Origin of the sequence: Desulfovibrio sp. 86, from assembly GCF_902702915.1 — a bacterium.
Lineage (GTDB): Bacteria > Desulfobacterota > Desulfovibrionia > Desulfovibrionales > Desulfovibrionaceae > Desulfovibrio.
Window position 1 is genome coordinate 2,892,752 of the sequence record NZ_LR738849.1, and the last position, 16,482, is coordinate 2,909,233.

Consider the following 16,482-nt stretch of genomic DNA (forward strand, 5'->3'; position numbering starts at 1 on the left):
AGGCGGGCGAGGACCTGAAATAAGGGGGCGTTTGGCAGCAGGCGGGCTAGAGCATTTTAACTTTGAAAAAGTGTAAATGTTCTATCGCTGTACGAAAGCACAGCGCGCCACAACGTGGCGTGGATTCAGCCGATCTTTAGCCGTTGCGACGAAGGAAGCTACGGATGCTTCAAGCGTTGTGACGCAGGAAACTACGGATAAAGACAGCATGAGTAACTATACATCTTGTTCTGCGTAATCGCTGTCGCCATTCGTAAGGCTCGCAGACTCGCCAACGACTGCCGCGAAGACAGCATGAGTAACTATACATCTTGTTCTGCGTAATCGCTGTCGCCATTCGTAAGGCTCGCAGACTCGCCAACGGCTGCCGCAAAGACAGCAATTGGTTAATAGAGCGACCAGCCTGCTGATGGTTGTCGCAAATCGCATTTTCGGCTGAATGAAAACTTTGAAATGTGAAGCGTTTCAAAGTTAATCTGCTCTAGGATATGCAAGGGCGATGACTACGCGGGGAATAAAAAAGAAGCGCAGGGAGTTCCCTGCGCTTCTTGTATGGCATGTGCGGCCGTTCTAGCCGTTCAAGTCAACCAGTATGGGGTTTTCTTCAAGCTCTTCAAGGAACTTGTCGGGGCGTTCCTTCTGATCCGGCACCACGATGTCGCCATTGACGTATTCGCGGTAGCCAGTTCCGGCGGGAATCAGGCGGCCAACAATGACGTTTTCCTTGAGGCCGCGCAGATAGTCCATCTTGCCCTTGAGGGAAGCCTCGGTCAGCACCTTGGTGGTTTCCTGGAAGGAGGCCGCCGAGATGAAGGAGGAGGTGGTCAAGGATGCCTGAGTGATGCCCAGCACCAGCGGTTCCGCAGTGGCGGGCTGACGCCCTTCTGCCATGGCCCTCTGGTTTTCCTGCCTGAACTCGCCCTTATCGACCTGTTCACCCACCAGGAAGCTGGTGCCGCCCGAATCCAGAACAGTAACCTTTTTAAGCATCTGGCGCACGATGACTTCAATATGCTTGTCGTCAATGCCCACGCCCTGGAAGCGGTAGACTTCCTGAATTTCGTCCACCAGGTAACGGGCCAGGTATTTCTCGCCCTTGGTGCGCAGGATGTCGTGCAGTTCGGGGTAACCTTCGGTCAGCGGGTCGCCGGCTTCAACAAAGTCGCCGTCGGCAGCGGTGATGTGCTTGCCCTTTGGCACCAGGTATTCCTTGGCTTCACCGATTTCAGGCGTCACCACAAGCTTGCGCTTGCCCTTGGATTCGCCCGCATAGGTGACTGTGCCGGATATTTCGGAAACAACGGCCATGTCCTTGGGCTTGCGCACTTCAAAGAGCTCGGCCACGCGGGGAAGACCACCCACGATGTCCTTGGTCTTTGCGGTTTCGCGCGGCTTACGGGCGATGATGTCGCCGGCCTGGATGTTGTCGCCGTCCTTGACCATGATGATCGAGCCCACCGGCAGGCTGTAAATGGCCGCCGCGCCGCCGTGGCTGCGCTTCTTCACGTTGCCGTTGTCATCGCAGATGGAGATGGACGGGCGGAAGTTGGTGGTGCGGTATTCCATAATGGTCAAGCTGGCCTGACGGGTGATGTCGTCCACTTTTTCCTGAACGGTCTTGCCGTCTACGATGTCCGTAAAGCGCAGGGTACCCTCTTCTTCGCACACAAAGGGTTCGTTGAAGGGGTCCCATTCGGCCAGCACTGTTCCCTTGTTCACTTCCTGGCCATCATGCACCAGCAGGCGTGCGCCGTTGGGCAGGATGTATTTTTCGCGTTCGCGGCCCTGGGCGTCAACAATGGCCAACTGTCCGCTCTTGCCCAGCACCAGATACACGCCGTCCCTGTTGGTGACGGCCTTGACCCGGTTGAGGATGACGCGGCCGGTGTTGAGGGCTTCAAACTTGTTCTTTTCAATGGTGCTCGAAGCCGTACCACCGATGTGGAAGGTACGCATGGTCAACTGCGTGCCAGGTTCGCCGATGGACTGGGCCGCGATGATGCCCACGGTTTCACCCGTGTTAACCAGGTGCCCACGGCCAAGGTCACGGCCGTAGCAGAGAGCGCATATGCCGCGTTCGGCCTGGCAGGTAAGGGGCGAGCGCACCATGACGGAGGAAATGCCCTTGTCATTGATGATCTGGGCTTCTTCTTCGCCAATAATGGTGTTTTCGGGCAGCAGGACTTTTTCCGGATTATCGGGGTCATACACCGGGTAGAGCAGGGCGCGGCCGATGATGCGTTCAGCCAGGGGCGTCTTGATGTCGCCGCCGTCCTTGAGGTGGGTCAGCTCGATGCCGTCCACCGTGCCGCAGTCGTGTTCGGACACGATGACGTCCTGCACCACGTCCACCAGGCGGCGTGTGAGGTAACCGGAGTTGGCCGTCTTGAGGGCCGTGTCCGCGAGACCTTTACGTGCGCCGTGTGTGGAGGTGAAGTACTGCAACACCGACAGGCCTTCGCGGAAGGAAGACGTGATGGGCGTTTCAATAATTTCACCAGAAGGCTTGGCCATCAGGCCGCGCATGCCGGCAAGCTGACGCATCTGGTCCTGGTTGCCTCGCGCGCCCGAGTTGGACATCATGAAGATGGGGTTGAAGCTCTGGTTCTTTTCCTGCTTGCCGGTCTTGGGATCAGTGAGGATATCGTAAGAGATTTCCTTGATCATTTCCGTGGAAACGTCCTGAGTGGCCTTGGTCCACACGTCCACCACCTTGTTGTACTTTTCAGTACGGGTGATGATGCCGTCGCGGTACTGGTGTTCGATGTCGTCCACTTCAGCCTGTGACGCCGCAAGAATGCCCTTCTTGGTGGCAGGAATGGTCAGGTCTTTCACGCCGATGGTCACGCCAGCCCGGGTTGCGAACTCGTAGCCCATGTCCTTGAGCCTGTCGCACAAAATGACCGTGGCCTTGATGCCGCAGTCGCGATACGCAGCGCCCACGAGGCGGGCGATGTTTTTCTTGGTCAGCACGCAGTTCACAAAGTCAAAGGACAGCTTTTCCGGCAGGATATCGCTGACCAGCACGCGACCGGGAGTCGTGTTATACGTGTTCCCGTCGGGCATACGCACCTTGACGCGGGCGTGCAGGGAGACGACGCCCGCATCGTGCGCGCTCTCGACTTCCCAGGGGGCGCAGAAGGACATGCCCTCGCCCTTTTCAAAGCTGCGCTCGGCGGTCATGTAGTAAAGGCCAAGCACGATGTCCTGTGAAGGCACGATGACAGGGCCGCCGTTGGCGGGCGAAAGAATGTTGTTGGTGCTCATCATGAGCACGCGGCATTCAATCTGCGCTTCCACGGACAGCGGAATATGCACGGCCATCTGGTCGCCGTCGAAGTCGGCGTTGTAGGCGGAGCAGACCAGCGGGTGCAGCCGGATGGCCTTGCCTTCAACCAGCAGGGGTTCAAAAGCCTGAATGCCGAGGCGGTGCAAGGTAGGCGCGCGGTTCAGCAGAATGGGGTATTCGCGCACCACTTCCGAAAGGATATCCCAAACCACCAGTTCTTCGCGCTCCACCATTTTTTTGGCGCTCTTGATGGTGGAGGCGTGACCGCGTTTTTCCAGCTCCGAGTAGATGAAGGGCTTGAAGAGTTCAAGCGCCATCTTCTTGGGCAGGCCGCACTGGTGCAGTTTGAGGTAGGGGCCCACGGTGATGACCGAACGGCCGGAATAGTCCACGCGCTTGCCCAGCAGGTTCTGACGAAAACGCCCCTGCTTGCCCTTGATCATGTCCGAAAGAGACTTGAGGGGACGGCCGTTGGTGCCGGCGATGGCACGGCCACGGCGGCCGTTGTCGAACAGGGCGTCAACGGCTTCCTGCAGCATGCGCTTTTCGTTGCGGATGATGATCTCGGGCGCGCCAAGTTCCATAAGCCGCTTCAGGCGGTTGTTACGGTTGATGACGCGGCGGTACAGGTCGTTGAGGTCGGACGTGGCGAAACGCCCGCCGTCCAGGGGCACGAGGGGACGCAGTTCCGGCGGAATGACAGGAACAACTTCCATAATCATCCATTCGGGCTTGTTGTCCGACTCAAGAAAAGCTTCAACGATCTTGAGGCGCTTGGTGAGTTTTTTCTTCTTGGTCTGGCTCTTGGTGGCTTCGCCTTCCTCACGCAGTTCGGTACGGAGCTTTTCGAGGTCCAGTTCTTCCAGCAGGCTGCGCACGGCTTCCGCGCCCATGCCCACCGTAAGCACATCCTCGCTGCCGTAATGATCCAGAATCTGAAGGTACTGATCTTCAGAAATGACCTGACGCTTTTGCAGGTTGGTCTGGCCCGGATCAAGAACAATGTAGGAGTCGAAGTACAGCACCTTTTCAAGATCAGCCATGGTCATATCAAGCAGCGTGCCGATCTTGGAGGGCAGGGTCTTCAGAAACCAGATGTGCGCCACCGGCGCGGCCAGTTCGATATGGCCCATGCGTTCGCGGCGCACCTTGGAGGCAATGACTTCAACGCCGCACTTTTCGCAGACGATGCCGCGGTGCTTCATGCGCTTGTACTTGCCGCAGTTGCACTCATAGTCCTTCACGGGGCCGAAAATTTTGGCGCAAAAAAGGCCGTCACGTTCCGGCTTGAAGGTACGGTAGTTGATGGTTTCCGGTTTTTTCACTTCACCATAGGACCATTCGCGGATGGCTTCAGGAGAGGCGATGGAAATCTGGATGGCTTTCAGATTGCGGATATTGGTCACGTTGGCCGACGTGCCGCGTGCTGTGAAAAGATCGTCCAGGCTCATATATAATACCTTGCTTTGGTAGAAGCTCGTTGGAATCGTTATCTATGTCGCGTCACCCGCAAGTGGGGTCACCACTTGCGGGCGACGCAACGAATGTCCGGGTCCGCCAGAACGGGCGGCTTATGCCTCATCCTCGCGATCTCTCATATACCCTACGCGCTTGGGCTTCTTTTTGCCTTCTTCCTGGTGCAGGGTGACGTTGAGCCCAAGGCTCATGAGTTCCTTGACCAGAACGTTGAAGGACTCGGGCAGACCTGCTTCAAGGAAGTTGTCGCCCTTGACTATTTTTTCGTACATCTTCACGCGCCCGGTCACGTCGTCGGACTTGACCGTGAGGAATTCCTGCAACAGGTAGGCGGCGCCGTACGCTTCGAGCGCCCACACTTCCATTTCACCCAGACGCTGCCCGCCGAACTGGGCCTTGCCGCCGAGGGGCTGCTGGGTCACCAGAGAGTAGGGGCCCGTTGAGCGGGCGTGGATTTTTTCGTCAACCAAATGGTGCAGCTTAAGCATATACATGACGCCTGTGGTCACGCGGTTCTTGAAGGGTTCACCCGTGCGGCCGTCGTAAAGGGTCGTCTTGCCGTCGTTGGCAAGGCCGGCTCTTTCCATCCAGCCCCAGATCTCTTCTTCGGTCGCGCCGTCGAACACAGGGGTTTTGGTCACGATGCCGTTGCGCAGCTTGTGGACGGAGGCCTTGAATTCTTCGTCGTCCATTTCGTCCACGAGCTTGTTGATGTCTTCAGAGCTGTAAACGCTCTTGACCTCGTCGCGCAGTACCTGCATGGCCGCGCCGGAATCCAGCAGTTCGGCCAATTGGCGGCCCAGTTCTTTGGCTCCCCAACCAAGGTGGGTTTCCATAATCTGGCCTATATTCATTCGCGAAGGCACGCCCAGGGGGTTGAGCACAATGTCAACGGGACGGCCGTCGGCGAAGAAAGGCATGTCTTCTTCCGGCAGGATGCAGGAGACGACGCCCTTGTTACCATGGCGGCCCGCCATTTTGTCGCCCACCGAGAGCTTACGCTTGATGGCAATGTGAACCTTGACCATCTTGATGACGCCGGGGGGCAGATCGTCCCCTTCGGTGACCTTTTCGCGTTTGGAGTCATAAATGGCGCGCAGATAATCAATCTGCTGGTCATAGGACTTGAGTATGTCGGTCACGGCATCATTGACTTCCTTGCTCTTGAAAAGGCCAGCGAGCTTTTTCACGGGCAGTTCGTCAAGCATTTCTTCAGTCAGGGCCGCACCGGCTTCCACCAGCACTTCGCCCTTCTTTTTGCCGGGCACGGAGGTAGCGACCTGCTTGCCGCAGACGTGCGGGGCCAGCAGAACGCGCGTGCGGTCGGTAAGGGCGCGCATGTGGTCGGCTTCTTTCTGGTCAAACACCGCAGTGTCATGAACCTCAATGGCCAGCGTGCGGTCGTCCTTTTCGCCCGAGCGGCGGTTGAAGACCTTGACGTCAATGATGGTGCCTTCCACTCCCGGCGGGACCTTGAGGGAGGTGTTTTTCACGTCCCTGGCCTTTTCGCCGAAAATGGCGCGCAGCAGTTTTTCTTCAGGGGTAAGCTGGGTTTCGCCCTTGGGGGTGATTTTGCCCACAAGGATGTCGTCGGGCTTGACCGCCGCGCCAATGCGAATGATGCCGCTTTCATCCAGGTTACGCAGCATGTCTTCGCTGACGTTGGGGATGTCGCGGGTGATTTCTTCGGGTCCAAGCTTGGTGTCACGCGCCACCACTTCGAATTCTTCGATGTGGATGGAGGTGAAGACGTCTTCCTTCACCGTGCGTTCGGAGATGAGGATGGAGTCTTCGTAGTTGTAGCCGCACCAGGGCATAAAGGCTACCACGAGGTTTTTGCCCAAAGCCAGTTCACCGTCGTCGATGCCGGGGCCGTCAGCGAGAATCTGGCCTTTTTTGACAACCTGGCCAGGATAGCAGCTGGGCTTCTGCCCGAAGCAGGAGTTCTGGTTGGACTTGTGGTACTTGAGCAGGTCATAGGCGCGCACGCCGCCCTGCTTTTTGTACACGTCGCCCTCGTAGGCCACCACGATGCGGTCGGCGTCCACATATTCCACCTTGCCGTTGGCAGGGGCAACGATGCAGGCGCCGGAGTCGCGGGCCACGTCCACTTCCATGCCAGTGCCCACAAGGGGCTTTTCTGAACGCAGCAGAGGCACGGCCTGGCGCTGCATGTTGGAACCCATGAGCGCGCGGTTGGCGTCGTCGTGTTCCAGGAAGGGAATGAGCGCAGCGGAGATGGAGACCATCTGGCTGGGCGAGATGTCCATAAGGTTCACTTCGTCGCGGTGGCGCATTTCCACTTCGCCCTTGACGCGCACGGTGACAAGCTCGTCCAGCAGGTTGCCGTGCTCGTCCACAAGGGCGTTGGCCTGGGCGATGACCTGGTCGCCTTCACGCGAAGCGTCAAGGTGCACCACGTCCTCGGTGACGCGGCCTTCGCGCACGACACGGTACGGCGTTTCGATAAAGCCGTAGTCATTGACCTTGGCAAAGGTGGTCAGGGAAACGATAAGGCCGATGTTCGGGCCTTCAGGCGTTTCAATGGGGCAGATGCGGCCATAGTGCGACGTATGCACGTCGCGCACCTCAAAGCCCGCGCGCTCACGGGTCAGACCGCCGGGGCCCAGGGCCGAAAGGCGGCGCTTGTGCGTCACTTCGGACAGGGAGTTGGTCTGGTCCATAAACTGCGACAGCTGGGATGTGCCAAAGAATTCCTTGAGCACGGCCGCCACGGGTTTGGGGTTGATAAGGTCGTGCGGCATGAGCGTGGAGATTTCCTGCAGGCTCATGCGCTCCTTGATGGCGCGCTCCATGCGCACAAGGCCGATGCGGTACTGGTTTTCCACCAGCTCGCCCACAAGGCGAACGCGGCGGTTGCCCAGATGGTCGATATCGTCGGCCGGGCCATGGCTGTCCTTGAGGTGCACCAGCACCTTGATGGCCGTGAGAATGTCATGGTCCGTCAGGGTGCGCAGATCCGAAGATTCGTCCAGCGCAAGGCGCTGGTTGAGCTTGTACCGGCCCACGGGCGACAGGTCGTAGTAGTCGCCGTTGCGGAACAGGTTGTCGAAGAAGCTGGCTGCAATCTCGGCAGTGGGCGGCGAAGAGGGACGCAGACGACGGTAGATCTCTTCCTGCGCCTTCTGCTGGTCGGGAATACGGTCCAGCATGAGGGTGTCGCGGATGGAGGACGACGTATCGGTGCCCTTGGTGTGCAGCACGCTGACCCGGTTAATGCCGGCTTCACGCATGCGGTCCAGCAGACCGGGAGTGATTTCATCCGCGGCTTCTGCCAGAAGTTCGCCGGTTTTGGGATCGGCCACGTCCACAGCCAGAAACATGCTGTCCAGAGTGTCAGGACGCATTTCAATGGCTTCAATGCCCGATTCACAGATAAGACGCCAGCTGCGTTTGGTAATGGGCTTGCCAGCCTTGACAATGACGTTGCCTGCGCCGTCAACGATGTCGGCATAGGCATTGTCCTTGCGGTACAGGTCCTTGCGCACTTCCCAGTAGATCGCGTTACGGTCTTCCAGACGGTAGGTTTCGCGCGAGTAGAAGTAGTCGAGGATCTGTTCCTTGCTCATGCCCATGGCCTTGAAAAGGATCGTGGCGGGCATTTTGCGGCGGCGGTCAATGCGGACGTAGAGTATGTCCTTGTGGTCAAAGTCAAAGTCCAGCCAGGAACCGCGCATGGGAATGATGCGGCACGAATACAGCACCTTGCGGCTGGTATGCGTCTTGCCGCCGTCATGCTCGAAAATGATGCCTGGCGAACGCTGCAACTGGTTGACGATGACACGCTCGGTGCCGTTTATGATAAAGGTGCCTTTTTCGGTCATAAGGGGCAGGGTGCCAAAATAGATATCCTGTTCCTTGATGTCGCGAATGGTACGGTTGCCCGACGCTTCATCGGCATCATAGACCACAAGGCGCACCTTGATGCGCATGGGGGCTTCGTAGGTCAGTCCCTTTGAGATGCACTCCGCCTGATCGTACTTGGGTTCGCCAACTTCATAGCTGACAAATTCCAGACTGGCGGTCTTGTTGAAGTCTTCAATGGGAAAAACAGTATGAAAAACACCTTCGAGTCCTTCATCAGGGCGGCGATCGGCTTCCGGAACGCCTTCCTGAAGAAACTTTTCATATGAATCTATCTGCAGGTTAAGCAGATGGGGAATAGGGAGGGAAATCTTGATCTTGCCGAACTGTTTGGTGAGCTGGCCCATGGGTACCTCAAGATAGGTAGCGGTTGCGCCCCGGCGGAGCGACAAGTAAAGCGTCTGCCGAAGCCGGCGGGCAAAAACTTGTTGTCACTGCACCCTGAAAGCGTAAATCACGGTGGGAGGTAATGCTTACTGCGCGGGGAAGGCGAAAAAAACCCATCCCTGTCTGGGTAAACAGGGCTTGGGTTCAGGCGTCAACCTTAAAAATATGTACTTATGCAGTAAGTTATATTAAACAGAAAAAGGCCTCCTAAGCCGTTCATGAAAGAGGATACATAATGCGAATTTTAAACTATGGCAAGCCTTTTTTTTGATCTGTTTTTTTTACCGCGTCAGAGCATAAACAATACCGACGTTAATGGCAAAAAGAATTTGGTCGTGATCCACGGAAAATTTCCAAAACAGAGTATCTTTGAAATGCTGCGCTTTTCAAAAAAAGCGATTACCGGCAGAAGTCACGCCACCTTGTGGAGCATGTATATTTTTTTAGAGCAATTTCTCTTTGAAATTGCTCTGCTGACGCTAAGGCGGCAGCCGCCACGAAGTGACGTGAATTCTGGCGAGCTTTAGCCGTTGCGACGAAGGAAGCTACGGATGCTTAAAGCGTTGTGACGCAGGAAACTACGCTTGAAGACAGCATGAGTAACTATACGTCTTGTTCTGTGTAATCGCTGTCGCCATTCGTAAGGCTCGTGGACTCGCCAACGACTGCCGCAAAGACAGCAATTGGTTAATAGAGCGAGCAGCCTGCTGATGGCTGGCGCAAACCACGTTTTTTGCCAGAATGATGCGTTGAAACAGGGCGTGTTTCAAAAGCAAAATGCTCTAACAGTAAAATGTTCTACGGGGGCATGCTCCGGCAGCCAAAAAAAAAGCGGGGCCAGAGGCCCCGCCATAAAGCACGGTAGAACCGAACTTACTTCACTTCGACAACAGCGCCGGCTTCGGTCAGCTGCTTCTTGGCGTCTTCGGCTTCGTCCTTGGACACGCCTTCCTTCAGGGTGGAGGGGCAGCCGTCAACCTTTTCCTTGGCTTCCTTGAGGCCAAGGCTGGTCAGGGCGCGCACGACCTTGATGACGCCGATCTTGTTGGCGCCAGCTTCCTTCAGGATAACGTCGAACTCGGTCTTTTCTTCAGCAGCTTCAGCAGCAGCGGCGGGAGCGGCCACCATCATGGCAGCGGCAGGCGCAGCGGCGGACACGCCAAACTTTTCTTCCAGTTCTTTGATGAACTCGGAAAGTTCAAGAACGGTCATGCTGGAGATAAATTCAACAACTTCTTCTTTGGTAACGGCCATGATAGTCTCCTAATCTTTGGCTTAAATTCGGATGATTTCGGTGATGGCCAACTAGGCGGCATTGGACTTCTGCTCTTCGATGCCCTTGAGGGCATAGAGCAGGCCACGCAGCATGTTGGCAAACAGCGACACAAAGTTGGTGGGCACGGCGTTCATGGTGCCGAGCAGCTGACCGAGAAGCTGTTCCCTTCCGGGCAGCTTGGCCAGCGCATCCAGTTGGGCGGCACTCAGGGCCTTACCGTCCAGGCTGGCGCAGCGAAGCTCAAAGAGCTTGCTTTGCTTGGCAAAATCACTCAACGCCTTGGCCACCGCCACGGGGTCATCGAACCCAAAGGCCACGCCGATGTTCTCATGGAAGTTATCCTTGATGACATCGTGCGTGCCGTCGGTCAGAGCTATACGCGCCAACGTGTTTTTAACGACGAGATATTCGCCGCCAGCCTTGCGAAGGCTCACACGCAGGTTTGTCAGCTCTTCCACCGTCATACCCTTGAAGTCCGTCAGCACAGCAAAGGAAGCACTGTCGGCCTTGGCCTTGATGGCTCCAATTATTGCGGCTTTTTCAGACCTGTTCACGTGATACCTCTCACGTTCGGGGTTGCCAGGTGGAATGCCGAGCCAAAGTAGAAGCGTCTGGGCAGGGCAATTAAGGGGGTTAACCCGCCTGCCGTCTTCGACTCGTATTCCGTTCCTCAGACACTATGATGGCGACCTGCAAACCAGGCCGCCATCACGCTTGAGAGTTATCCCTCAAGAAATTTTTTGACCTGGGACATGTCAACTTTGAAGCCGGGGCCCATGGTGGTGGAAACAGCCATGGAAACCATGTAGGCGCCCTTGGCGGCCGAAGGCTTAAGACGGTTCACCGCGTCAAGCAGGGCCTTGAGGTTGCCAAGAATCTTCTCGGCGCCAAAAGAGGCCTTGCCCAAAGGAGCGTGCAGCACGCCAGCCTTGTCAACCTTGAAGTCCACGCGGCCAGCCTTGAGCTCGGTGACGGCCTTGGCTACGTCAAACGTAACCGAACCGGTCTTGGCATTGGGCATAAGACCACGGGGGCCAAGCACGCGGCCGATCTGGCCCACAAGGGCCATGACATCGGGGGTGGCTACGGCGGCGTCAAAGTTCAGGTTGCCTTCCTTGACCTGGGCGACCAGGTCTTCAGCGCCAACCACGTCTGCGCCGGCTTCGCGGGCCTCGGCCTGCTTTTCGCCCTTACAGAACACGGCAACGCGCACTGTCTTGCCAAGCCCGTGGGGCAGGGTGACAGCGCCGCGCACCATCTGGTCGGAGTATTTGGGGTCAACGCCGAGGCGAATGGCCACATCTACGGTTTCGTCAAATTTGGCAAAGGCCGCGCCAAGCGACTTGCTCACAGCGTCTTCTATGCTGAAGCGCTCCTGAAGGTCAGTGCCTTCCAGAGCCTTGCGAAAATTTTTGCCATGTTTAGGCATGAGATAATCCTTGTCGTTTTGCATCTCCTGCCACGCATCGTCTTGCGCGAAGGCGGCAGTACAATTGATTTCAACGATGGCAACTGCGGCGGGTTAATGGCAGAACCACCCGGCTGTCGCCTCAAGACCGATAAACCTGCAAATTGCGAAAAGCCCCGTAAGGCCCGCGCTGCGGCATGGCCTTTACTTAACGTCAACGCCCATGCTGCGAGCGGTGCCCGCAATGGACTTCACCGCAGATTCAAGAGTGGCGGCATTGAGATCGGGAAGCTTCAGCTTGGCGATTTCTTCCACCTGCGCCATGGTCAGGCTGCCCACCTTGTTGCGGTTGGGTTCGCCAGAACCTTTTTCCAGCTTGGCGGCCTTCATGATCAGCACCGAGGCCGGAGGGGTCTTGGTGATGAAGGTAAAGGAACGGTCGGCATATACCGTGATAACCACGGGGATGATCATGCCTTTCTGGTCCATGGTACGGGCATTGAACTCTTTGCAGAAGCCCATGATGTTCAGGCCATGCTGACCCAGGGCGGGACCTACCGGCGGGGAGGGGTTGGCCGCACCCGCAGGAATCTGCAATTTGATCTTGGCAACTTCTTTTTTGGCCATTTGCTTTATCCTTCATCGCTGCTCGCGCTGACCGGCCTTGGGCCGCCGCGCGGGGGCAAGTCATTAAGCAAGGTTAGGTGATATGCGCCCCGGCATGTTTTGTATGGGTATACAAACGTGCCGTGCGGACAAAGAGCAATCCTGTCCGCAGAACCCTTCAGTGCGAAAGGGGCCTAGCCTTTGGAAACCTGTGCGAAATCCAGCTCAACCGGCGTTTGACGCCCGAAGATGGATACGGAAACGCGCAGCTTTCCCTTGTCGTAGTTAACGTCTTCAACCACGCCATTGAAGCCCCCAAAGGGTCCTTCAATGACACGCACTTCGTCGCCCCTGTCAAAATTGAACTTGGGTCTCGGGGTTTCCTGACGTGTTTCCATCAGTTCCAGGATGCGTTCGGCCTCGCCGTCACGCATGGGCGTGGGACGGTTTTTGCCGCCCACAAAGCCTGTGACCTTGGGGATGGACTGTACCAGATGCCAGGACAGGTCGGTCATGATCATGCGAACCATCACATAGCCGGGGTAGAACTTGCGCGTGGATGTGCGCTGCTGTCCACCCTTGGTGGGTTCGATAACCTTTTCGGTGGGAACCACCACTTCCTCAATAAGGCCCTGTTCCTGCCCGGTGCGGCGCAACTCGTTAATGGTCTTTTGCACACGCTGCTCGAAACCCGAGTAGGTGTGCACAATATACCAACGAGCCTTTGAGGAGAGCTCGGAAGTTTCGTCGATTGCGGGGTCTTTCATATCGGCCTTCAGGACAGTATGGTCTTGATCAGTGATGACAGACCAAGGTCAACCAGCCCAAGAATAACGGCCATCACGGCGACAAAGCCCAACACGGCCAGAGTGGCCTTGCGTGTTTCTTTCACCGTGGGCCACGTCACCTTGCGCAACTCTGCCTTGGCATCCTCGACGTAGCGCGCGAAGCGCACGAAAATGTTGGGGGCTTTGTCGGCCTTAAGGTCGCCAGCCTGAGCTTGTTTTTTTGCCATGGTATTGTCCGGAGATAAAAAATGGCAGGGCAGGAGGGATTCGAACCCCCAACATGCGGTTTTGGAGACCGCCGCTCTAGCCGTTAGAGCTACTGCCCTGCGTGCCGTCCGGGGGGGCGTGACGCCCCCCCAGCGGAATTATGTTACCTGGTTTCGCGATGCAGCGTGTGCTTCTTGTCCCAGGGGCAATACTTTTTCATTTCCAGCCGACCGGTAGTGTTTTTCTTGTTCTTCCGGGTGCTGTAGTTGCGGCGTTTGCACTCGGTGCAAGCCAGAAGTATGTTGATTCTCATGGGCCTACTCGGTGATTTCAGTCACCACGCCCGAGCCAACGGTGCGGCCACCTTCGCGGATAGCGAAGCGCAGGCCAACTTCCATGGCGATGGGAGCGATGAGTTCAACCAGGAACTGCGAGTTGTCGCCGGGCATAACCATTTCCACGCCTTCGGGCAGACCGATAACGCCGGTGATGTCCGTGGTACGGAAGTAGAACTGAGGACGGTAGCCAGTGAAGAAGGGGGTATGACGGCCGCCTTCTTCCTTGGAGAGCACGTACACTTCAGCCTTGAACTTCTTGTGGGGGGTGATGCTCTTGGGAGCGGCAAGAACCTGGCCGCGTTCCACGTCGTCACGCTTGACGCCGCGCAGCAGAGCGCCGATGTTGTCGCCGGCTTCACCCTGGTCGAGCAGCTTGCGGAACATTTCAACGCCGGTGCAGGTGGTCTTGACGGTGGGCTTGATGCCCACGATTTCCACTTCTTCGCCGACCTTGACCACGCCGCGTTCCACACGACCGGTCACAACTGTGCCACGGCCGGAGATGGAGAACACGTCTTCGATAGGCATGAGGAAGGGCTTGTCGATGTCGCGCTCAGGCGTGGGAATGAAGGTATCGCAAGCTTCCAGCAGATCGATGATGCACTTGGCTTCAGGGGAATCGGGGCTGTCGGTTTCCAGAGCTTTCAGCGCGGAACCACGGATGACAGGAACGTCGTCGCCGGGGAAGTCGTAGGAAGACAGCAGTTCGCGCACTTCCAGTTCCACCAGTTCGAGCAGTTCTTCGTCGTCAACGAGGTCGCACTTGTTCAGGAACACCACGAGCTGGGGCACGCCGACCTGACGGGCGAGCAGGATGTGCTCACGGGTCTGGGGCATGGGGCCGTCAGTGGCGGCCACCACCAGGATACCGCCGTCCATCTGGGCAGCGCCGGTGATCATGTTCTTGATGTAGTCGGCGTGGCCGGGGCAGTCCACGTGCGCATAGTGACGATTGGGGGTCTCGTACTCAACATGCGAGGTGGAGATGGTGATACCACGTTCCTTTTCTTCGGGGGCCTTGTCGATTTCGTCATACGAAATGAACTTGCCGCCGTTCTTCATGTTCGCCACCTTGGTGATGGCGGCGGTCAGCGTGGTTTTGCCATGGTCGATGTGGCCGATGGTGCCGATGTTTACATGGGGCTTTTTGCGTTCAAATTTTTCCTTGCCCATTGTACGTCTCCCTGGAGAAAATAATGTTTGCGTTTTACCTGCGTTACAAAAAAGTGCTTCAAGCTTTGCGTGTGTAACGCCTGCTCCTCGCGTAACGGCTGCGGCAGTGGAAAAAAACCGTTGGGCGGCCCGCTGTCCGCATTCAGTCCCTGGACACCAGGGAACGTGCATTGGCGGACGGGTTGACTGAGGGGGAGGAATTCAGCAGGAATGGAGCGGGAAACGGGATTCGAACCCGCAACCCTCAGCTTGGAAGGCTGATGCTCTAGCCGTTGAGCTATTCCCGCACGCTACCGTAGTTCCCCGACAGGCTCCCTGTCTCCTACAGCCAAGGCAGTTTTTTGTAACCAGCCACCACCCGTCTGATTTACGGAAGACGGAAAAGTGGTGGTGGAGGGGGGTGGATTTGAACCACCGAAGTCTTACGACGACAGATTTACAGTCTGTTCCCTTTGGCCACTCGGGAACCCCTCCACTCGTGCCGCTAAGGTCGGGCAAGTGTCCTTCCTTTGACCGGCGTAATTCTCTGGAGCTGGCGATGGGACTTGAACCCGCAACCTGCTGATTACAAATCAGCTGCTCTGCCAGTTGAGCTACGCCAGCGGCAAGAGTGCTATTTAGCCACTTCCGAACTGCTTGGCAAGTAAAAAATGCATTTTCCCGCATTTTTTTATAAATTTCACTGACTCGCCGTTATGCGCAAGCCCCCTGAATCATGAGGAGAGCCGCGTGAACCGCCACTTTATGGCGCGCTCCCCCGACAATGCCTCAGCGGGCCCGGAACGCCACGGTGCAGCGTTCAAGGCCAGCCATGTCCCTGTGGGTCACGGGAGCCTCAAAAAGGCTGTCGGCACGCAGCAGGCGGCGTGTTTCCGCGCCCTGTGCCGCGCCATGTTCCAGCAACAGGCAGCCGCCGGGCGCAAGCGCTCTGGCCGCTGCCCCAATGACCGCCCCAAGGTGGGCCAGCCCCGCCGCAGGCGAAAAAAGCGCGCCATGGGGTTCGTGCGCCAGCACTTCGGGCATTACCATGGGACGCTCGTTTTCGGCAATATACGGGGGATTGCTCGCCAGCAGGGCATAAGCGCCGGACGCAAGGGGCGGCCTGTACAGATCGCCCTCAATGCAGACAACTCGCTCCTGCGCCCCCAGCGCCTGGGCATTTTGCCGCGCCGTTTTCACGGCCTCGCCGCTGATGTCCATGAGCAGGCCGCGCCAGCGGGGGAGCTCAAGGGCAAGGGTAATGCCAATGCAGCCTGAGCCTGTGCCCACATCGGCGAAATACAGGCCACGCTCTGTAAGTCTGCCCCCGGATTCAAGCTTTGTCGCCGCCTCAAGGGCTTTTTCCACAAGCAGTTCCGTCTCGGGACGGGGAATGAGCGTGTGGGGCGTTACCAGAAAATCGCGCCCATAGAACTCCCTGCTGCCCGTTATGTGCGCTAGCGGTTCCCCTGCGGCGCGCCGGGCAACAAGGACGTCAAGGGCCGTCAGTTCACGTGACGTCAGTTCGCGGTCAGCCTGCGTCACGCAGGCTATGCGGTCAAGGCCGAGTACCTGGCGCACCAGCACATGCGCGCAAAGGCGGGGGCTGTCCACCCCCGCCTTTGTCATTTTTTGCGCGGATTCAGCAAGATACTGGCGCAGCTTCACAG

The 16,482-nt window shown here is 57.3% G+C and carries 12 protein-coding genes and 4 tRNA genes; 1 reads left to right on the plus strand and 15 read right to left on the minus strand.

Features of this window, described 5'->3' with window-relative positions:
* Positions 1–570 precede the first annotated feature (570 nt).
* On the minus strand, positions 571–4,740 hold the full coding sequence (gene rpoC / locus DESU86_RS11870) for a DNA-directed RNA polymerase subunit beta' (RefSeq protein WP_179981234.1): 4,170 nt from the start codon (positions 4,738–4,740) through the stop codon (positions 571–573).
* Between the two features lie 120 nt (positions 4,741–4,860).
* The gene (gene rpoB / locus DESU86_RS11875; RefSeq protein ID WP_179981235.1) at positions 4,861–8,997 is read right to left on the minus strand and encodes a DNA-directed RNA polymerase subunit beta; all 4,137 of its coding nucleotides are present in this window, start codon (positions 8,995–8,997) and stop codon (positions 4,861–4,863) included.
* Positions 8,998–9,288: 291 nt separating this feature from the next.
* Here rpoB and DESU86_RS11880 point away from each other — a divergent pair, with 291 nt between their 5' ends.
* Positions 9,289–9,564, plus strand: a complete 276-nt coding sequence (locus tag DESU86_RS11880; RefSeq protein ID WP_179981236.1) for a hypothetical protein — start codon at positions 9,289–9,291, stop codon at positions 9,562–9,564.
* Between the two features lie 346 nt (positions 9,565–9,910).
* Here DESU86_RS11880 and rplL read toward each other — a convergent pair whose 3' ends face one another.
* From rplL to prmC, 13 genes are all read right to left on the minus strand, one after another.
* Complete coding sequence (gene rplL, locus DESU86_RS11885; RefSeq protein WP_179981237.1) at positions 9,911–10,291, minus strand: 50S ribosomal protein L7/L12; 381 nt, start codon at positions 10,289–10,291, stop codon at positions 9,911–9,913.
* Positions 10,292–10,342: 51 nt separating this feature from the next.
* On the minus strand, positions 10,343–10,867 hold the full coding sequence (gene rplJ / locus DESU86_RS11890; protein WP_179981238.1) for a 50S ribosomal protein L10: 525 nt from the start codon (positions 10,865–10,867) through the stop codon (positions 10,343–10,345).
* 167 nt (positions 10,868–11,034) lie between these two features.
* The gene (gene rplA, locus DESU86_RS11895; RefSeq protein WP_179981239.1) at positions 11,035–11,742 is read right to left on the minus strand and encodes a 50S ribosomal protein L1; all 708 of its coding nucleotides are present in this window, start codon (positions 11,740–11,742) and stop codon (positions 11,035–11,037) included.
* A 183-nt stretch (positions 11,743–11,925) separates the two neighbouring features.
* On the minus strand, positions 11,926–12,348 hold the full coding sequence (gene rplK, locus DESU86_RS11900; protein ID WP_179981240.1) for a 50S ribosomal protein L11: 423 nt from the start codon (positions 12,346–12,348) through the stop codon (positions 11,926–11,928).
* 173 nt (positions 12,349–12,521) lie between these two features.
* Entirely contained in the window at positions 12,522–13,094 is a 573-nt protein-coding gene (gene nusG, locus DESU86_RS11905) for a transcription termination/antitermination protein NusG (protein WP_179981241.1), read from the minus strand.
* 8 nt (positions 13,095–13,102) lie between these two features.
* Positions 13,103–13,342: a preprotein translocase subunit SecE gene (gene secE, locus DESU86_RS11910; RefSeq protein ID WP_179981242.1), complete on the minus strand. Its 240-nt coding sequence runs from the start codon at positions 13,340–13,342 to the stop codon at positions 13,103–13,105.
* Between the two features lie 22 nt (positions 13,343–13,364).
* A tRNA-Trp gene (locus tag DESU86_RS11915) sits at positions 13,365–13,441 on the minus strand.
* A gap of 44 nt (positions 13,442–13,485) precedes the next feature.
* On the minus strand, positions 13,486–13,635 hold the full coding sequence (rpmG, locus tag DESU86_RS11920; protein ID WP_179981243.1) for a 50S ribosomal protein L33: 150 nt from the start codon (positions 13,633–13,635) through the stop codon (positions 13,486–13,488).
* Between the two features lie 4 nt (positions 13,636–13,639).
* A complete protein-coding gene (tuf, locus tag DESU86_RS11925; protein WP_179981244.1) occupies positions 13,640–14,833 on the minus strand; it encodes an elongation factor Tu in 1,194 nt (397 codons plus the stop codon).
* A gap of 211 nt (positions 14,834–15,044) precedes the next feature.
* Positions 15,045–15,120: transfer RNA gene (locus DESU86_RS11930), tRNA-Gly, on the minus strand.
* Positions 15,121–15,221: 101 nt separating this feature from the next.
* Positions 15,222–15,307, minus strand: a tRNA-Tyr gene (locus tag DESU86_RS11935).
* Positions 15,308–15,360: 53 nt separating this feature from the next.
* Positions 15,361–15,436, minus strand: a tRNA-Thr gene (locus tag DESU86_RS11940).
* Positions 15,437–15,601: 165 nt separating this feature from the next.
* Complete coding sequence (prmC, locus tag DESU86_RS11945; protein ID WP_179981245.1) at positions 15,602–16,480, minus strand: peptide chain release factor N(5)-glutamine methyltransferase; 879 nt, start codon at positions 16,478–16,480, stop codon at positions 15,602–15,604.
* Positions 16,481–16,482 lie beyond the last annotated feature (2 nt).